The organism is Micromonospora sp. C31, assembly GCF_018070575.1.
Taxonomy (GTDB): Bacteria; Actinomycetota; Actinomycetes; order Mycobacteriales; family Micromonosporaceae; genus Micromonospora.
This window is the reverse complement of sequence record NZ_JAGPXN010000020.1, coordinates 1-17575: the sequence shown is the minus strand read 5'-3', so window position 1 is coordinate 17575 and position 17575 is coordinate 1. Positions and strand designations below refer to the sequence as shown.

Below are 17575 nucleotides of genomic sequence, written 5' to 3'. Positions count from 1 at the left end.
CCGCTCAGCCGGTTCCGGCGACCCCCGGCCGGTCACCGGCGGCGTCAGCGGGCGGGACGGCAGCGGGCGGGACGGTGTCGGCGGGTGGGACGGCGGCGGCCTCGGCCCAGAAGTCGACGAGCAGGCGGTGGAACTCCGCGGCGCACTCGATCTGCGGCATGTGGCCGCAGTCGGCGAACAGGTGGGTGCGCGCCGTCGGCAGCCGGGACCGGGCGGCGTCGAGGTGCGTCGCCGGCAGGATCAGGTCCCGGTCGCCCCAGACGACCAGGGTGGGCACGTCGAGGCGTTCCACCTCGGCCAGCAGCTCCTCCCGCCACTGGGGGCTCACACCGCGGAAGGTGCCGAGGTTGCGCGCGGTCTCCACCATCACCCGGGCCGCGTACGGCTGACGGGCGACCTCCAGGGCGTGGGCGACGCGTTCGGCGGTGGCGAAGGCCGGGTCGTGGAAGAGGGACCGCTCGGCGCGGCGGGCGGCCCACCGGGTGGGCCGCAGCAGCAGCCGGCCCAGCGGACGCAGCGCCAGCAGCCGCAGCGCGATGGTCACCTCCCGGCCGAAGCCGGCGCTGTTGACCAGCGTCAGGCTGGCCGCCCGGGCCGGCTCGGACACCGCGAGGCGCATGGCGACCGCGCCGCCGAGCGAGTTGCCGACCACGTGCACCGGCTTCTCGACGCCGACGGTGTCGAGGTAACGGGCAGCGAACTCGCCCAGCGCCGGCAGGGTGCAGGGACGGGTCATCGGCAGTGAACCGCCGTGGCCGGGCAGGTCGACGCTGTGCACCCGGAACCGCTCGGCGAGCAGTTCGTGCAGCTCGGTGAAGTCGCGCAGGGTACGGCCGATGCCGTGCAGCAGCAGCACCGGCGGCCCGTCGCCGTCGACGCGGTGGCACACCCGCCGGCCGTCCACCGTGACGTGCCGGCGTGCCGCCGGGGCGCTCACGCCGGCTCCCCGGCCGGGTCGGCCGCCGGGGCCGCCTCGGGTTGCCGCCGCTCCGGGTCGGTCTGCCGCCGCGCCGGATGGTGCGGACCGGTGCTGACCCGCCGGACGGCGCCGCCCGCGATCCGGTCGAGCCCGAAGGCCAGGACCCGCTGGTACGACACCGGCGCCACCCGGGCCAGCAGGTCGGGCAGCTTCGCCGACCAGCCGATCAGCACCCGGCCCCGACGGCGGTGCACACCGCGCAGGATCACCTCGGCGGCCCTGGCGGGGTCGATGGTCAGCAGCTTCTCGAACTGCCGGCGGCTGGTCTCGAACTCCTCGGCGGGCACGCCGGCGCCCACCCGGACGTTCTGCGCGATGCGGGTGCGGATGCCACCCGGATGCACGCAGGTCACCCCGATCCCGTCGCCGGCCAACTCCTGGCGCAGCGCCTCGGTGAAGCCGCGGACGGCGAACTTGCTGGCCGAGTAGGCGGTCTGCCCGGCCGGGGCGATGATCCCGAAGAGGCTGGAGACGGTGACCAGGTGCGCGCCCGGCTCGACCCGCAGGGTGGGCAGCAGCGCGTGGGTCAGTTGCACCACGGCCCGGAAGTTGACGTCGACGACCCAGCTGAACTCGTCCAGGCTCACCTGGTCGAAACGCCCGCCCAGCGCCACCCCGGCGTTGTTGACCAGCAGCCGTACCGCCGGGTGCCGCTGCCGGATCTCCTCGGCCACCCGGGCGGTGGCGGCGGCGTCGGCCAGGTCGACCACGTAGGCGGTGAGCTGGCGGTCGGGGTGCGCGGCGCGGACCGCCGCGACGACGGCGTCGAGCCGGCCGGCGTCCCGGTCGACGAGCACCAGGTCGCTGCCCCGGCGGGCGAGCGAGTGGGCGAGGGCCTCCCCGATCCCGCTGGCGGCGCCGGTCACCACGGCCGTGCCGCCGGTGAAGACGAACCTACGCACGGACGGTCCTCCTTTGCGGTGTGCCGGCGCGGGAGAACCGCACGCCGGGGTCGGTGAGTCGGCCGTGCCGCATCAGCAGGACGTCGCGGGGATAGTTCTGGTGCAGCCGCCACGGCGCCCGGGCGCCCTGCTTGGGCAGGACGTCGACGCTGCGCAGCACGTAGCCGGCCGTCAGGTCGATGATCGGTTCCAGGTCGCCGTCGGGAGGTGGCAGCGGAGTGACGACCTGCTGGCCGGTGCGGTCCAGGTGGCGCAGCAGCCGGCAGACGTAGGTGGCGACCAGGTCGGCCTTGAGCGTCCAGGAGGCGTTGGTGTAGCCGATGGTCATCGCGAAGTTCGGCACCCCGGAGAGCATCATGCCCTTGTAGGCGACGGTGCCGGGCAGGTCCACCTGCGCGCCGTCCACGGTCAGCCTCATGCCGCCGAGGGCGAGCAGGTTGAGCCCGGTGGCGGTGACCACGACGTCCGCGGCCAACTCCTCGCCGGAGGCGAGCCGGACGCCCTTCTCGGTGAACGTCTCGACGGTGTCCGTGACCACCGACGCGCTCCCCCGCGCCAGCGACGTGAACAGGTCGCCGTCGGGCACCACGCACAGCCGCTGGTCCCAGGGGTCGTAGCGGGGCGAGAAGTGCCGGTCCACGTCGTAGCCGGCCGGCAGCCGCCCCCGGGCGGCGCGCAGCAGCAGCCTGCGGACCAGGGCGGGCGCGCGCCGGCTGAGCTGGAAGTTGGCGGTGGAGAGCAGGACGTTCTTCCAGCGCACCACCGGATACGCGGCCCTCGCCGGCAGCCAGCGCCGCAGCGCGTCGGCGAGCACGTCGCGCGACGGCAGCGCCAGGACGTACGTGGGTGAGCGCTGGAGCATGGTGACGTGCGCGGCCCGCTCGGCCAACGCCGGCACCAGGGTCACGGCGGTGGCACCGCTGCCGATCACCACGACCCGTTTGCCGGTGTGGTCGAGGTCCTGCGGCCAGTGCTGCGGGTGCACGATCCGCCCGGCGAAGCGGTCGGTGCCCGCGAAGCGCGGGGTGTAGCCGGCGTCGTAGCGGTAGTAGCCCGCGCAGGTGAACAGGAAGGAGCAGGTCAGCATGACCGTCTCGCCGGTGTCGTCGCGGTGGGCGTGCACCGTCCAGCGGGCGCTGTCGCTGTCCCAGTCGGCCCGCAGCACCCGGTGGCGGAAGCGGATGTGGCCGGTGACGCCGTACTCGTCGGCGGTGCGGCGGACGTAGTCGCGGATGGAGTCGCCGTCGGCGATGGCCTTCGGGTCGGTCCACGGCTCGAAGGAGTAGCCGAGGGTGAACATGTCGGAGTCCGACCGGACCCCGGGATAGCGGAACAGGTCCCAGGTGCCGCCGATCGCGTCGCGGGACTCCAGCACCGCGTACGTCTTGTCGGGGCAGTGGCGGCGCAGGTGACAGGCGGCGCCGACGCCGGACAGGCCGGCCCCGACGATGAGCACGTCGACGTGGTCGGTGGCCATCTCGTCTCCCGTCCGCCGGTGTGACCGGACACTAGCCACGGCCGTCGAGGCGCGTCAACACCCTGTCGACTACGATCGACAGGGTGTTGATCAGGTGTAGAGTCACCGGGCATGACACCCGCCCGTACGGCCAGCGGGAGCGCCACCGGGCGTGGACGGCGCGCGGCGCGCTCCACCGGTGACGAACGGGAGCTGGCCATCCTGGCCACCGCCGAGCGGCTGCTGCGGCAGCGGGCCTTCGCCGACATCTCCATCGACGACCTGGCGCGCGGCGCGGGCATCTCCCGGCCCACCTTCTACTTCTACTTCCCGGCCAAGGACGCGGTGTTGCTGACGCTGCTCGACCGGGTCATCGAGGAGGCCGACGCCGCCGCCGGGGACGTGCTGGAGCGGCTGGCCGAGGATCCGCCGGCGCGCTGGCGGGAGCTGATCCACCGGTTCCACGAGACGTTCGGCGCACACCGCTCGGTGGTGCTGGCCTGCGCGCAGGTGCGCGGCACCAACGCCGAGGTGCGCCGGCTGTGGGCGGCCGTGCTGGAGCGCTGGGTGCACGCGATCGAGACCGCGATCGAGGCCGAACGGCGGCGCGGGGCGGCCCCCGGGGGCGTGGCGGCCCGTGACCTCGCCATCGCGCTCAACTCGATGAACGAGCGCGTCTGGTACGCCACGTTCGCCGGCGACGGGCCGGCGGTGGCCGAGGGCGACGTGGTCGACGTGCTGCGCGACGTCTGGCTGGCGGCGATCTACCGCGGCACCCCTCCCCCACCGGCCTGAGCCGCCGGGGCCCGAGGTCGTGCCGGACCCCGCACCCGGCTACCGTTGATCGTTCCCCGACGGCGGCGACCCGGCCCGGCCTCCCGTCACCCTGGAGGAGACATGAGCGCGACCAGCACCCCGTTCTCGGCCGAACTACGGGCCGCCAGCAAGGAGGCCCACCAGGGCGCGGAGTCCCAGCGGTACGTCTCCGCACTGGTCGCGGGCGACCTGGACCGCGACGCCTACGCCGCGCTCGTGATGCAGCACCACGTGATCTACGAGGCGCTGGAGGGCGCCGCCGAGGCGATGCGCCACGACCCGCTCGCCGGTCCGTTCGTCGACGACGCGCTGACCCGGTTGCCCGCCCTCGCCGCGGACCTGGAGTTCCTGCTCGGTCCCGACTGGCGCCGGCGGATCGAGCCGACCCCGGCGACGGCCGGCTACGCCGGGCGCCTCGGCGCGGTCCGTGCCGGCTCACCGGAGCGGTTCATCGCCCACCACTACACCCGCTACCTCGGCGACCTCTCCGGTGGCCTGCACATCGGACGGTCGCTCGCCCGGCACTACGGGCTGACCGGGGACGCCGGGGCGGCGTTCTACCGGTTCGACCGGATCCCGAGCCCGAAGGCGTACAAGGACGCCTACCGGGCCAGGCTGGACGACCTCCCGCTCGACGAGGCGGGACGGGCCGCGCTGCGGGCCGAGGTGCTCGTGGCGTACCGGCACAACACCGAGGTCCTCGCCGCCCTGTCGCACCTCGCGCCGGCCACCGACGCCGAGGCGGCGGCGTGAGCGCCCCGTTCGGCGCCGACGTGGTCGCCGCCGTCTGCCGGCACATGAACGACGACCACGCCGAGGACTCGCTACTCATCTGCCGCGCGCTCGGCGGTCACCCCGCGGCCACCCGGGCCCGGGCCACCGGGCTGGACGCCGAGGGCATGGAGTTCGCCGTCGCCGTCGACGACGTCGAGGTTCCGGTGCGGGTGCCGTTCGCCCACCGGCTGACCGAACGCGCCCAGGTCCGGCAGGAGGTGGTACGGATGTACCGCGAGGCGTGCCGGCGACTCGGGCTGCCGCCGCGCCAGGCCGGCTGAACTGCGCACCCCGCCGGTGGCACCGGTCAGCCAGTCGACGTCCTGGCGGACTCCATCACCCGGTTGGTCTCCGGCACCGCACCGGGCGTGGCTCGGCCACGTCGTCGGCGAGGAGGTCGAAGTCGCCCGTCAGCGCCCCACCGGCCCTTCGGCGTGGCTGTCGGCGAGCCAGCCGGCCAGGTCCGGACGCTGCGGCGCCAACACGTGCCGGACCCAGGCGGCCCGCTCGTGTTCCAGCACCCCCAGTTCCCAGACGCAGCCCGCCCAGGGGCGCGCCAGGTCCACGAAGTGCGTCGGGTCGTCGTCCGGGCAGCTCACGGCGGGCTGGCCGGCCGCCGCGATCCGCACCTCCACCACGTTGTCCCAGACCCAGCTGTACGCCACCAGGTACGCCCCCGTGTCGGCACCCCGGTGCAGCACCACCCAGCCGGCCGACGGCGTGTCGTCGCCGTCGCGCGTGGGCAGCAGGCGGGGCAGCACCGCATACGCGGCCCGGTGCACCGCCGGGGAGATCCGGCAGCCCGGCTGGTCGACGTGGTAGCGCTTGAGCTGGCGGCCGGCGACCGTCACAGGTCCGGGCACCCGAAGTTCCTTGTCGCGAAAAGCCATGCCGGGACGGTACGGACACTCCCCTGACAACTACTGTCAGTGGAGTGCGGGCCAGTCGACTGCTCTCCCTGCTGATGCTGCTCCAGGCCCACGGACGGATGACCGCCGCACAGCTCGCCGAGCGGCTGGAGGTCTCCACCCGCACCGTCTACCGCGACGTCGAGTCGCTGCACGCGGCCGGCATCCCGCTCTACGGCGAGGCCGGTCACGCCGGCGGCTACCAGCTCGTCGACGGCTGGCGGACGAGGCTGACCGGGCTGACCGCGCAGGAGGCGGAGCGGCTCTTCCTCGCCGGGCTGCCCGGTCCCGCCGCCGAGCTGGGCTACGGGGCGGCGGTCGCCACGCTCCAGCTCAAGCTGCACGCCGCGCTGCCGCCCGAGCTGGCCGACCGGGCCGCCCGCGTCCAGGAACGCTTCCACCTGGACACCCCCAACTGGTACGCGGACGGCGACGCCTCACCGCACCTCGCCGAGGTGGCCGAGGCGGTCTGGCGGCAACGCCGGATCGCCGTGCGCTACCGCAGCTGGACCGGGGAGGTCGACCCGGTGCTGGACCCCTACGGGCTGGTCCTCAAGGGAGGCCGGTGGTACACGGTCGCCGGCCGGCCCGGGCGCGACGGTCCTGCCACCTACCGGGTCAACCAGATCCTGTCCCTGACCACCCTGGACGAGGAGTTCACCCGGCCGGCCGGGTTCGACCTGCCCTCCTGGTGGCGGGAGCACGTGGTGCGCTTCCGGGCCCACCTGCACCGCGGCGACGCGACGATCCGGCTCTCCCCCCGGGGCCGGGAGCGGCTCCGGGAGGTCGCCAGCGAGCTGGTGGCGACCTCCGTGGACCGGACCGCCGGGCTGCCCGACGGCGCTGGCTGGGTGACCGCCGTCATTCCGATCGAGTCGCTCACCCACGCCCACGGCGACCTGCTGCGGCTCGGCGCCGACGTGGAGGTGCTCACCCCGACCGCGCTGCGCGAACGGCTGGCCACCACCGCCGCCGACCTCGCCGCCCTCTACGCCCCGCGCCCTTCGGGGCACGGCGGCGGCGGGCAGGCGCCGGCCTGAACCGGCCACGACTCCACAGCGGAGGGTCCGCCGGGGCCGCCACGTGTCGCCCGGTTGTGCCACCCTGGGGGCGACCGCCCGGTCACCGGAGGTGATGGCCACGTTACGACTGTGTGAGCTCGTCGCAGTGCCCGGCGCCGCCGCAGTGACTCTCGAGGTCGCCGCGGGCGCCTCGGCCGCGCTGGTGGCCGACCCGCCCGTCGGCACCGCCGTCGCCCGGGTGGTGGCCGGGTTGGCCGCGCCGGTCACCGGCCGGGTCCTGGTCGGCGCCCGGGAGGTGACCGCCCTGCCGCCGCCGCACCGCCGCATCGCCTACGTGCCGGCCGGTGGCGCGCTGCTGCCCCACCTGACGGTGCGCCGCAACATCGCCTACGGCCAGCGCCGTCGGGAGCGGGTGCGGGAGGTGGCCGACGCGTGGACGGCGACGGTGGTCGACCGGCTGGAGCTGGCCCCGACGCTGGGGCTGCGGCCGCACCTGCTGTCGGAGGCGCAGCGGTTCCGGGTGGCGCTCGCCCGGGCCGTGGTCTGCCTGCCCGAGGCGCTGGTGGTCGACCTGCCGACGGGGCCCGCCGACGGTGGGCGGCTGACCGACCTGCTCGGCCGGCTCTCCCCGCCGGACACGCCGGGGGTGGCGGTGCTGGTCTGCACCGCCGAGCCGGACGCGCTGGCCGACGTGCCGGTCGCCGCCGAGGTGGGCGGGTGACGCCCGCGGGTCGCGCCGCGCCGGTGGCGCGGCTGAGCCGCCGTACCCTGCTGCGGGCCGCCGCCACGACCACCGCGACCGCCGTCGCCGGCTGCTCCGGCGGGCCGCCGACGGTCCAGGTCGCGGTCGTGTGGAGCGGCGGCGAGCTGGCCCGCTTCCGCGAGGTCGTGGCCGGCTACGGCGCCGGAGTGCAGGTGATCAGCGCCGGCAACGACATCGACGCGTTCCTGCGCGCCCGCCAACTGGCCGGCACCAGCCCCGACGTGGCGATCCTGCCCCGCTCGGGGCTGGTCGTCGAGTACGCTCGGCGCGGCTGGCTACGCGAGCTGAGCCCGGCCCCCAGCTACGACCTCCCGCCCGGCATGGCCGACCTGCGCGCCACCGACGGGCGCCGCTACGGCGTCTGGGTGAAGGCGGCCCACAAGTCGCTGTTCTGGTACTTCCCGTCGATGCTCCCCACGCCGCCGCGCACCTGGGACCAGCTGGTGACGCTCACCAAACGGCTCGGCGCGCGGGCCCGTACGGGCGACGGCCCGGCACCGCTGGCCGTCGGCGCGGCCGACGGCTGGGTGCTCACCGACTGGTTCGAGAACGTGCTCGCCGACGTGGCGCCGCCCGGCCACTACGAGGCGCTGGCCCGCGGCGAGGCCGACTGGCGGAGCCCGTCGGTGCACACGGCGCTGGACCGGCTCGCCGAGCTGTGGAGCGTCGACGGCGCGTTCCCCGGCGGCGGCCGCCGGGCCCTGCTCACCCAGTACGAGGATTCGGTCATCCAGCTGGTGCACCACCGGCGGGCGACGATGCTCTTCGAGGCCGACTTCGTCGACGACGTCAGCCGCCGGTTCCGTCGGGGCCCCGAGCCGCCGGGGACGTTCCGGTTCCCCGGCTCCCGGGTGGCGGACCGTCCGCTGATCGTCGGCGGGGACGCCGCCGTGGCGTTCGCCGGCTCGGCGCGTGGCGCGGAGCTGGTGCGCTGGCTCAGCGACGGGTCCGCGTTCGGGCCGTGGCTGCGCGCCGGCGGCTACCTCTCCCCCAACGTGTCCGTGCCGCTGGCGGACTACCGCGATCCCGTGCGCCGCCGCCTCGCCGCCGAGCTGCGTACGGCCGGGGCGGTGCGCTTCGACCTCTCCGACCGGCTGCCGGGCCCGTTCACCGGCTCCGACGGGGTGGGCATCTGGCGGATCATGCAGGACTTCTTCGCCGACGTCACCGACGGGGTCCCCGCCGGCAGGGCCACCCGCCGGGCCGTCGGGCAACTGGCGGCGGCGGCCCGGTCGGCGGGTGGCGGCCGGTGAGCCGGGTCCTGGGCGAGCTGGCGGTCCTCGACGACGTCGGGCCGCCCCGGCGCGGGCGGGCCTACCCGGCGGCCGGAGCCACCTCGGCGCTGCTGCTGCCCGCCCTGCTGCTGCTCGGCGGGCTGGTGGCGTGGCCGGTGCTGCGTACGCTGCACGCCAGCGTCACCACCGACGGCCGGTGGGTGGGCGCGGCGCACTTCCGCACCGCGCTGGCCGCGCCGGGCACCGGCGCCGTGGTGGGGCGCACGCTGCTCTGGGCGCTGCTGGTGCCGGCGGTGGTCACCGTGCTGGGCTACCTGCTCGCCGCCGCCTCGCGCCGCTCGCAGGAGGGTGGGCTGGTCCGCCTCATCCTGGTGGTGCCGACCGCGCTGCCGCTGGTGGTCACCGGGGTCACCTTCCGGCTGATGTACGACCCGGACCCGGAGCGCGGGCTGGCCACGCTGGTCGCCGCGACGCTGACCGGCCGGTCGGCCGCCGACGCCCCGCAACTGCTCGGCCCCGGCCTGGTCACGGTGGCGCTGATGTCGGCGTTCGTGTGGGCGTGGGTCGGGCTGGCCGTGCTGGTGTTCCGGGCCGCCCTCGACGCGGTGCCGCCCAGTCTCGCCGACGCGGTGCGCGCCTACGGCGGCAACCGTCGCGACGTGCTCTGGGACGCGCAGTGGCGACCGCTGCTGCTGCGTACCGTGGCGGTGGTGTTCACCCTGGCGGCGCTCGGCACCGCCAGGACGTTCGACCTGATCCTGGTGATGACCCCCGGCTCGGTGCGCGACGAGGCGTCGGTGCTGGCGCTGCGGGTCTGGCAGACCTCCAACGGCGCCACCACCGGCGAGGGCGCCGCGCTCGGGGTGGTGTGGCTGGTGGCGGTGGTCGCCGGCATGCTGGTCGCGGCGCTGTTCGTGCGGCAGGCGTGGCCGCCGCCGCGGGACCCGGTGCCCGTCGCGCCCGAGCCGGCGGCGCCGGCGCCACGCCGGACGACCCGGCTGCTGGTGGCCGGCGCGGCGCTCGCCTGGCTGGTGCCCCTCGGGGTGCTGCTCGCCACCTCGCTGCACTCGGCGGTGGACGCGGCGGCCCGGGGCTGGTGGTGGAGCCCGCCCAGCCTCGACTCCTACCGGGACCTGCTGACCGGCACCGAGCTGTGGCGCACGCTGGGTCTCACGCTGGTGCTGGCGACCGTGGTCACCGCCGTGGTCCTGGGCGTCGCGCTGCTCGCCGCGTACCCGCTGGCCTGGCTGACCGGGCCGCCCGCCCAGGCCACCGGGCTGCTGCTGATGGCGGCCAGCATCGTGCCGGTGCAGGTGATCGCGGGGCCGGTCAACGAGGTGCTCGGCGTGGTGCTCTCCTCGGGCACGGCACGCGGCCTGGCGCTGGTGCACGTCGCGCTGGGCGTGCCGTTCGCCGTACTGGTGCTGCGCAACGCGTTCGCGGACCTGCCCGCCGAGCAGGTGCGGGCGGCCCGGGTGGGCGGGCGGCACTGGTGGGGCAGCCTGCGGCTGCTCGCCCGGCACAACCGCCCGGCCGTGGTCGCGGTCGCGGTGCTGGAGTTCGTGCAGGTGTGGAACGACCTGGTGGTGGGTCTGCTGTTCAGCGGGCCGGGCGCGCTGCCGCTGGGGCTGTTCCTCGCCGGCCAGACCCGGGGCTTCGGGGCCAACAGCGGGGCGCTCGCCGCCGGCTCGGTCATCGCCTCGGTCCTGCCGGTGCTGCTGGTGGTCCTGGCCCGCCGCCAGCTCGTCGCCGGCCTGGTGGCCGGAGGCGTCCGATGACGGGGCCGGGGCCGGCCCGCCGCTCGCGGCGGCCCCGTCGGCTGAGCCTGCTGCTCGCGATCGGCGGCGTGGTCGGCGGGACGGTCAGCGCGGTGCTCGGCAACGTCACCGGCAACCTGCTCTCCGAGCTCTCCGTCGCCCAGCTCGGCTCCGCCAGCGCCGGCGTGATCGTGCTCGGCCTCGCCGCCGCTCTCGTCGTGGAGTGGCGCCGCCAGCGGCAGCCGGCCGCGCCGCCGGACGACACCGAGGCGACGCCCACCGCCGGCGCGCCCACCCTGCCCTGGCCGGCCGGGTTCAGCGGGCGGGCCGGGCACGTCGACGCGGTCATCGACCTGTTGGAGAAGGAGCACGCGGTCGCGGTGGTCGGCCGGCGGGCCGTCGGCACGTCGGCCTGCGCGATCCAGGCCGCCAACCTGTGCCGGGAGGACTTCCCCGACGGCCAGTACTACCTGGACCTGCGCCGGGGCGACCGTCGCCACGACGCCCGGCAGGTGCTGACCGCGCTGGCCCGGATCCTCGGCACCCGGCCGCCGGCGTCGGGGCGCGCCGACGACCTCGCCGACGCCGCCGACGAGCTCAGCGGTCACCTCGACGGCCGGGCGGTCCTCGTGGTGCTGGACAACGTGGACGACCCGGCCCAGGTCTGGCCGCTGCTGCCGCCGACCGCGCGGACGTGCCGCCTGCTGCTGGCCGGCACGGGAGCGCTCGCCGCCCTGGACGGGGTGGTGGCGCACGGCCTCGCCGAGCCGGACGCCGACGACGCCGTCGAGCTGTTCGCCGCCGCGGGCGCCACCGCGCCCGTCGCCCGGCCGCACCGCCCGGACCCGCGCACCGACCCGGCGGTACGCGCCCTGGTCGAGCTCTGCGGGCGCCAGCCCCGCACCGTCGCGGAGCTCGGTCGGCGTACGGCCCAGCACGGCTGGCGGCACACCGACGTGCTCGACGCGCTGCGCCGCGCCGTCGACACGCCCCCGCACCAGCACGTCGCCGGCTCCCCGGCGACCCTGCTGGTGACCGCACGGGACACCGCGTACCACGCGCTGGGCGGCGAGTCCCGGCGGTTGTGGCGGCTGATGTCGCTCAGCCCGGTGCCGCTGGACCGGCCGACGCTCGCGGCGCTCGCCGGTCGTCGCCCGGACCGGGTGGCCGCCCTGCTGCACGAGCTGGCCACCGGCGGGTTCGTCACCGGCGCGCCCGGCGACCGCTACGAGGTGCGTCCGCTGCTGGCCCCGTACGCCCGCATGCACCTGCGCGACGCGGAGCCGGCGCGGCGACGGGTCGCCGCGCAGGCCCGACTCACCCGGCACCTGGCCCGGCGGGCCGAGCGGCACGCGGCGAGCCTCGCGGTGGCCGGCTCGCCACCGGACCGGGAGCCGACGCTGGCGCTCGACGACGACCCGTACGGCTGGTTCGACCTGCACCAGGAGCTGCTGCTGGCCGTGGTGCGGGTGCCGGCGGGCGCGGCGGAGACCCTGCCACGGCGGGTGCGCCGGTGGTGGTTCCGGCTGGCGGTGGCGCTGTGCGGGTGGCTCGCCCACGCCGAGCGGCTCGACGAGTGGGCGCAGGTGTGCCGCACGGTGCTCGCCACGCCCACGGCCGACGACCGGCCGGAGATCGCCGGTTGGGCGCACAACGAACTGGGGGTGCTGCGCCGCCGCCGGCACGACCCGCAGGGGGCCGCGACGGCGCTCAGCCTCGCGGTGGCGGAGCGGGGCCGGCGCGGCACCGCGCAGGCGCGGATGAACCTGGGGCTGGTGCTGCTGGATCTCGGGCAGCTCGACGACGCGGTGGAGCACCTGGAGCTGTCGCGGCGGCACCGCTCCGCGGCGGACCGGTCCGGGCACGCGCTGACCGACCTGGGCCTGGGCGCCGCCCGGCTGGCCCGTGGGGAGCTGGAGGTCGCGCACCACCACCTGGTCCGCGCGGCCAACGCCTTCCGCGCGCTCGGCGACGCCCGGGGCTACGCGGCGGCGCTGACCAACCTGGTGCTGGTGCACGCCGGGCTCGGCGAGCATCTCGACGCGGCGCAGTCGTGGCGGGCGGCGCTGCGGGAGTACGACACCGTGGCCGACCCGACCAACCGGGCCGCCGCGCTGCTCAACGCGGGTGCCGCGCTGTTGGCCGCCACGCCGGCCCAGGCCCGGCAGGCGTACGGGATGCTGGCGGAGAGCCGGCGGCTGCGCGGCGACCGGCCGACGGCCGGGTTGGGGCGCACGCTGCTGCACCTGGGCGACGCGGCGGCGGCCCTCGACGACGCCGACGAGGCCCGGCGGCACTGGGCGGACGCGGCGGGCGTGTGCGAGCAGGCGGGGGACGCCGACGGTCGGGCAGCGGCCGACGCCCGCCTGGTGGGCAGCGACGCGCCGGCCTGAGCAGGGCCCTCCCCGGAGCCCCGCGGGAACGGCGCGCGCGGGGCCGCGCTCGGGGGTCGGCCCCTACTCGGCGCGCCAGACGGCCTCGCGGGGCGGCCCGGGCTCGGCCCAGCACAGCCCGCCCCGGGCCGCCACGCCCGGCAGTCCGTCGACCATCCGGCCGATGTCCACCACGGACGCCAGCGACACCACGATGTCGTTGCGCAGGTCCGCCACCGCCGTCTCGAGGTCGTCCTCCTCCCCGGTCCAGTCGACGTCCGCGGCGCGCAGATCCGCCACCGCGTGCTCGGTGAGCACCTGCGGGTCGGTCACGGCCACGGTGAGCCGGCAGTACACGTTGAGGGTGAGCGGTTCCGGGGCACCGACGTCGGTCATGGCACCAGCATGGCCCACGTGCCGCCGGTGCGGAACGCCCGGCGGCGCTCCCGCCATCGGGCGACCGGACGCGTTGCTGCAAGGAAGCCGTCGGATGGCTACCGCTCGGCACCCTGGGCTGCTACACCTTGGTGCACTGTCCTCGGCACCCCTGGCACCGCCGACGCACGGAGGTCGCATGACCACGCTGATCCTCAGGGTTCCGGTCGCCGACGGCGACGACGCGTACGTCGAGGTCGAGGCGGAACGCCGGGATCTCGGCGACATCGAGCTGGTGGCGACGGGCGACGGGCGTGCCCCGTGGGCCGCCGTCACGCTGACCAGCTCGCTGGAGAGGGTGTTGCCCGCCGTGCGGGCCGTGGTCGCCGGGCTGCGGGCGGCGGCGTCCACCCCCGACGAGATCTCCGTCGAGCTGGGCCTGACGGTGGGCGGGGAGACGGGTCTGATCTTCACGAAGGGCACCGCCGAGGCGACGTTCAAGGTGAACCTCACCTGGCGGCGCGCCGATGCTCCGCCGCCCGCCAGGTCAGCCGTTGCGGAGGCGCCGGCGGTGTGAACCGGTCGTTGTCGCGCAGCTGCCGGTACTGCCGTACGCCGATCGGGGCCTCGTCGTCGGGCATCCGGTCGGTGTCGGTGTAGACCTTGCCGCCGAGGTGGTCGATCTCGTGGGCCACGCTGCGGGCCAGGGCCCCGGTCAGGACCACGTCGCGGTCGTCTCCCTGTGCCGTGCGGTGCCGCACGCGCAGACCGTAGGGCCGCCGGACCCGACCCCGCACGTCGAAGAAGCTGAGGCAGCCCTCGAAGTCGAGCACCTCCTCGTCGGTCTGCTCGACGACGCTCGGGTTGACCAGTTCCAGGTAGTCGGGCGACCCCGGCTGACGGACGATCGCGATGGCGTACGCCATGCCGAGCTGCGGCGCCGCTATCCCCATGCTCACCTCCGGCCTGAAGGCGTGGTAACGGTTGACCCAGCCGGCCACCCGGAGCAGGTGGGCGAGCACCCGGACGGCCAGCTGTCGGTCGTTCGGCGACTCGAAGTCGATGAGCCGCGTCCTCGGCGGCAGGTTCGACGACTCGCGCCCGCGTGCCGGGTCGCGCAGCTGCCGGATGCCGAACTGCCGCAGCACGCTCGCCGCGTCGTCACACTCGCTGCTGTCGGGGATTCGGCGCCAGAAGAACCAGTCCAGTCGGATGCGGCGTTCCTCGGCGAGACTCTCCTCCTCGGCGGTGCGGTCCCAGGAGTAGACGATCCGGTCGCCCTCCGCCCGCGTCTCGACGGCGGAGAGTGGTTCGAGGTCCGTCTCCGACGGCAGCGAGGTCATGCCCCAGCACTCCGGCTCCAGCTCGGCCGGCAGGTGCGCCTCGATGGAGAGCCGGTCGGTGTTGGGCTTGACGTTGCGCTTGTACCACTGCCCCCAGATCTCGTCGCTCACCCGGTACCGGTACTCGATGATTGCCTGCTGACCGGGGGTGAGCAGGCCCGACCCGGGGAAGCAGAGGTCGAAGTTGATCTCCTCGTGGCGCACCTTGGTCGCCTTGACGTCCATCGGCCTGGTGAGGTCGTCGACGGTGCACCAGGCCCGGAGGTCGATGTCCCGCACCGGGTTGCCGACGCTGAGCGGATGCCGCGCGTGGTGCCGCAGGTTGCGGGACGCCTCGTCGTTGAGGAAGCGCGCCACCGAGACCTTCATCTCGTACCTGGCGCGGGGGCTGCCGCCGCCGTGGCGCAGCAGCCGGCGCTGTCGCAGCGTGTAGTGGCTGCCGTCGTAGTGCACCTCGCCGTGGTCGTGCAGCAGCGCCAGGCCGGGACGGGTGGTCGCGACCGCCGCCAGTGCCCGCTCCAGCAGCGCCCCGTCGAGCACGAGCACCTCGGCGGACGCGTCCGTGGTGATGGCCTGGAGCATGCCGAACACCAGGGAGGTCTCCGGGTCCCAGACCGGTCCTCCGCTGAAGCCCGACTGCACCCGGAAGACCCGGTGCACCGTCTCGTCGACCTGGAGCCGGTGCTTGCCGACCGCGCCGAGCAGACTGCCCCGCACGTGCCGTCCGAGGTCACGCCCGTGCCCCGGCCCCCACATCTGCACCGCGGCGTTGTAGCGGTCCTTCAGGTCGGCCCTGACGCGCAGCGGTTCGGCGCCGGTGCTGTCCAGTCCCTCGCCGAGGCGGAGCACCGCCACGTCCGCCCCGTCGAAGCTCTCGCCGGTGGGCAGCCAGGCCGCCACCTCGGCGCTGCGTTCGATCCAACTGTTCGGCGGCCCGAGCAGCGCGAAGTGCAGGGAGACGCGGGTGTTCCTCGGCACCGGCTCCGCGTGCCGCGCCGGTCGACCGAGCGCCGCGTTGACCACGTGGGCGCAGGTGATCATCAGGCGCTCCCCGACCAGGAATGCCAGCCCTACGCGCTCGGCGTCGCGTCGACCGAGCACGAATGCGATGACGCGCTCGACCCGGTACATCACCGGGACCTCCGTTCCGCTGCGGAATGGCCATCCTATCGGAAATCATCGCTTCCGCGATGTCCGAACATTGACCCGCAGCGCCGAAGAATGGAACATGGCCGAAGTGAAGAAGTGGGCGGTGCTCTTCGATCTCGACGGCACACTGGTCGACACGGCAGCGTTGTGGCGGGCCGCGCTCACCGCGCTGGTCGGTCGGCGGCAGGCCGTGCCGGCGGGGGCGGTCGACGGGCTGCGCGGCCTCACCGCGCTGGCTGCCGTACGCACCGTGCATCGCCGCCTGGGCTGGTCGGACGTCGATACCGGCGCCGACGTGACCTGGGTTGAGCGGTTCGTACGACAGCGCCATCTCGACGGCGCGGCTCGCTGGGACGGGTTCGGGCTCCGCCTCGTCGAGGATCTGCGACGGCAGGGCGTGCCGGTCGGGCTCGTCACGTCGAGCAGCCGGGAGATCGTGAACGCGTTACTGACTCACAATGACGTTCCCCAATTCGACACGGTCGTCTGCGGCGACGATGTCACTCGACCGAAGCCCGCACCCGACCCCTATTTGCTCGGTGCGCGCCGATTGCAATTTCCACCGTCGCGATGCGTTGCCGTGGAAGATTCACCAACGGGAGTATCCAGCGCGGTCGCCGCCGGCTGCCCCGTGGTGCTGGTCGGCGACGGCGAGTCGCCGGCCTGGTCCGGTCGGACGAGGAGGCTGGCCGACCTCACCGTGCCGGCACTGTTCGCCGCGGTGCCGGCCGGGTCCCACCCGCACGGCCGGCCGAGGGCGGCTGGCGGTTTCACTTAGGGCTTGACCTAAGTTTCGGGCCAGGGCATGCTTAGGTTCATGCCTAAGCAATCGGGCGGTGGTGACGGCAGCGGCGACGTGGCCCTGGACGGCGTGTTCCACGCGCTGTCGGACCCGACCCGCCGCCGGGTCGTCGAGTTGCTCGGCCGGGGGCCCGCGACGACCAGCGAGCTCGCCCGCCCCTTTGACATGGCACTGCCGTCGTTCACCCAGCATCTGGGCGTCCTGGAGCGCTCCGGTCTGGTGACGTCGGAGAAGAAGGGGCGGGTGCGCACCTACCGGCTCGCCCCGGGGCCGCTCGAGCACGTCGACACCTGGCTCGCCGGCCAGCGCGCGGTGTGGTCCCGACGCCTCGACCAACTCGACTCGTTCCTCCACGACCTCAAGGAGCAGCAGAAATGACCACCCACCCGAGCGTGAACCCGAATCTCGACCTCGTCCTGGAGCGCACCGTCGACGTCTCGCCCGAGCTGGTCTGGAAGGCCTGGACCACGCCCGAGCTGATCGTGCAGTGGTTCGCCCCCCGGCCCTGGTCGACCTCCTCCTGCGAGATCGACCTCGAGCCCGGCGGCAGGTTCAACACCGTGATGCGCTCACCGGAGGGCCAGGAGTACCCGAGCACCGGCTGCATCCTGCTCGTCGAGGAGGGCTCGACGCTGATTTTCACCTCGGGGCTCGGCCCCGGCTTCCGTCCCCAGGTCGTCGACGACGGCTTCCCGTTCACCGCGATCATCCGCATCGAGGGCACCGGCAACGGCACGAAGTACACCGCCACGGCGATCCACGCCGACGCCGCGGCGAAGAAGTCGCACGAGGAGATGGGCTTCGCCGAGGGCTGGAGCGCCGCGCTGGACCAGCTGGTCGAGGTCGTCAGGGACCTCTGAGGAGGGCTGTGGCAGTGGTGCCGGCCGGCGGGCCCCCCGCGGGGCCCCCTCCCGCACCCTCC

18 protein-coding genes are annotated in these 17575 nt (G+C 75.0%); 12 read left to right on the top strand and 6 right to left on the bottom strand.

The window, feature by feature from the left end; genetic code table 11:
* Positions 1 to 4: 4 nt before the first annotated feature.
* The 3 genes from KBX06_RS22730 to KBX06_RS22720 are packed head-to-tail and all read right to left on the bottom strand — an operon-like array spanning position 5 to position 3358.
* Positions 5 to 937, bottom strand: a complete 933-nt coding sequence (locus tag KBX06_RS22730; RefSeq protein WP_210838427.1) for an alpha/beta fold hydrolase — start codon at positions 935 to 937, stop codon at positions 5 to 7.
* Positions 934 to 1881 (bottom strand): SDR family oxidoreductase, encoded by a 948-nt coding sequence (locus KBX06_RS22725; protein WP_210838425.1) that lies wholly within the window; start codon positions 1879 to 1881, stop codon positions 934 to 936. Before KBX06_RS22725 ends, KBX06_RS22730 begins: the two co-directional genes overlap by 4 nt.
* A complete protein-coding gene (locus KBX06_RS22720; protein ID WP_210838424.1) occupies positions 1874 to 3358 on the bottom strand; it encodes an NAD(P)/FAD-dependent oxidoreductase in 1485 nt (494 codons plus the stop codon). The genes KBX06_RS22725 and KBX06_RS22720 overlap by 8 nt, the downstream gene beginning before the upstream one ends.
* A 111-nt stretch (positions 3359 to 3469) precedes the next feature.
* On the opposite strand from KBX06_RS22720, the gene KBX06_RS22715 reads away from it, so the two are divergent.
* From KBX06_RS22715 to KBX06_RS22705, 3 genes are all read left to right on the top strand, one after another.
* Positions 3470 to 4132, top strand: coding sequence for a TetR/AcrR family transcriptional regulator (locus KBX06_RS22715; RefSeq protein WP_210838422.1), 663 nt, complete (start codon positions 3470 to 3472; stop codon positions 4130 to 4132).
* A 102-nt stretch (positions 4133 to 4234) separates the two neighbouring features.
* Entirely contained in the window at positions 4235 to 4906 is a 672-nt protein-coding gene (locus KBX06_RS22710) for a heme oxygenase (biliverdin-producing) (protein ID WP_210838420.1), read from the top strand.
* Entirely contained in the window at positions 4903 to 5208 is a 306-nt protein-coding gene (locus KBX06_RS22705; RefSeq protein WP_210838418.1) for a DUF2470 domain-containing protein, read from the top strand. The genes KBX06_RS22710 and KBX06_RS22705 overlap by 4 nt, the downstream gene beginning before the upstream one ends.
* A gap of 129 nt (positions 5209 to 5337) precedes the next feature.
* Here the strand turns inward: KBX06_RS22705 and KBX06_RS22700 are convergent, their stop codons facing one another.
* Positions 5338 to 5790, bottom strand: coding sequence for a hypothetical protein (locus tag KBX06_RS22700; RefSeq protein ID WP_307854724.1), 453 nt, complete (start codon positions 5788 to 5790; stop codon positions 5338 to 5340).
* Positions 5791 to 5861: 71 nt separating this feature from the next.
* Between KBX06_RS22700 and KBX06_RS22695 the strand changes: the two genes are divergently transcribed.
* The 5 genes from KBX06_RS22695 to KBX06_RS22675 all read left to right on the top strand — a co-directional run bounded on the left by KBX06_RS22695 (position 5862) and on the right by KBX06_RS22675 (position 13005).
* Positions 5862 to 6875: a YafY family protein gene (locus KBX06_RS22695; RefSeq protein WP_210838414.1), complete on the top strand. Its 1014-nt coding sequence runs from the start codon at positions 5862 to 5864 to the stop codon at positions 6873 to 6875.
* A gap of 145 nt (positions 6876 to 7020) precedes the next feature.
* Positions 7021 to 7578: an ATP-binding cassette domain-containing protein gene (locus tag KBX06_RS22690; RefSeq protein ID WP_210838412.1), complete on the top strand. Its 558-nt coding sequence runs from the start codon at positions 7021 to 7023 to the stop codon at positions 7576 to 7578.
* Positions 7575 to 8873 carry an extracellular solute-binding protein gene (locus tag KBX06_RS22685; RefSeq protein WP_210838410.1) on the top strand — a complete coding sequence of 433 codons (1299 nt, stop codon included), beginning with the start codon at positions 7575 to 7577 and terminating at the stop codon, positions 8871 to 8873. The genes KBX06_RS22690 and KBX06_RS22685 overlap by 4 nt, the downstream gene beginning before the upstream one ends.
* Complete coding sequence (locus tag KBX06_RS22680) at positions 8870 to 10633, top strand: ABC transporter permease subunit (protein ID WP_210838408.1); 1764 nt, start codon at positions 8870 to 8872, stop codon at positions 10631 to 10633. The genes KBX06_RS22685 and KBX06_RS22680 overlap by 4 nt, the downstream gene beginning before the upstream one ends.
* Positions 10630 to 13005: a tetratricopeptide repeat protein gene (locus KBX06_RS22675; RefSeq protein WP_210838406.1), complete on the top strand. Its 2376-nt coding sequence runs from the start codon at positions 10630 to 10632 to the stop codon at positions 13003 to 13005. Before KBX06_RS22680 ends, KBX06_RS22675 begins: the two co-directional genes overlap by 4 nt.
* Before the next feature lie 63 nt (positions 13006 to 13068).
* Here KBX06_RS22675 and KBX06_RS22670 read toward each other — a convergent pair whose 3' ends face one another.
* The gene (locus tag KBX06_RS22670; RefSeq protein WP_210838404.1) at positions 13069 to 13380 is read right to left on the bottom strand and encodes a hypothetical protein; all 312 of its coding nucleotides are present in this window, start codon (positions 13378 to 13380) and stop codon (positions 13069 to 13071) included.
* Positions 13381 to 13558: 178 nt separating this feature from the next.
* Here KBX06_RS22670 and KBX06_RS22665 point away from each other — a divergent pair, with 178 nt between their 5' ends.
* Positions 13559 to 13936: a CU044_2847 family protein gene (locus KBX06_RS22665; RefSeq protein WP_210838402.1), complete on the top strand. Its 378-nt coding sequence runs from the start codon at positions 13559 to 13561 to the stop codon at positions 13934 to 13936.
* On the opposite strand, the gene KBX06_RS22660 is transcribed toward KBX06_RS22665, so the two are convergent.
* Positions 13869 to 15833 (bottom strand): peptide deformylase, encoded by a 1965-nt coding sequence (locus tag KBX06_RS22660; protein ID WP_247686492.1) that lies wholly within the window; start codon positions 15831 to 15833, stop codon positions 13869 to 13871. The two genes, KBX06_RS22665 and KBX06_RS22660, sit on opposite strands and share 68 nt — an antisense overlap.
* A gap of 97 nt (positions 15834 to 15930) precedes the next feature.
* On the opposite strand from KBX06_RS22660, the gene KBX06_RS22655 reads away from it, so the two are divergent.
* From KBX06_RS22655 to KBX06_RS22645, 3 genes are read left to right on the top strand one after another with little or no spacing between them, the layout of a single operon-like run.
* Positions 15931 to 16629 (top strand): HAD family phosphatase, encoded by a 699-nt coding sequence (locus KBX06_RS22655; RefSeq protein ID WP_210838398.1) that lies wholly within the window; start codon positions 15931 to 15933, stop codon positions 16627 to 16629.
* Between the two features lie 39 nt (positions 16630 to 16668).
* Complete coding sequence (locus KBX06_RS22650; RefSeq protein ID WP_210838396.1) at positions 16669 to 17031, top strand: helix-turn-helix transcriptional regulator; 363 nt, start codon at positions 16669 to 16671, stop codon at positions 17029 to 17031.
* Positions 17028 to 17513, top strand: coding sequence for an SRPBCC family protein (locus KBX06_RS22645; RefSeq protein ID WP_210838394.1), 486 nt, complete (start codon positions 17028 to 17030; stop codon positions 17511 to 17513). Before KBX06_RS22650 ends, KBX06_RS22645 begins: the two co-directional genes overlap by 4 nt.
* Positions 17514 to 17575: the final 62 nt, after the last annotated feature.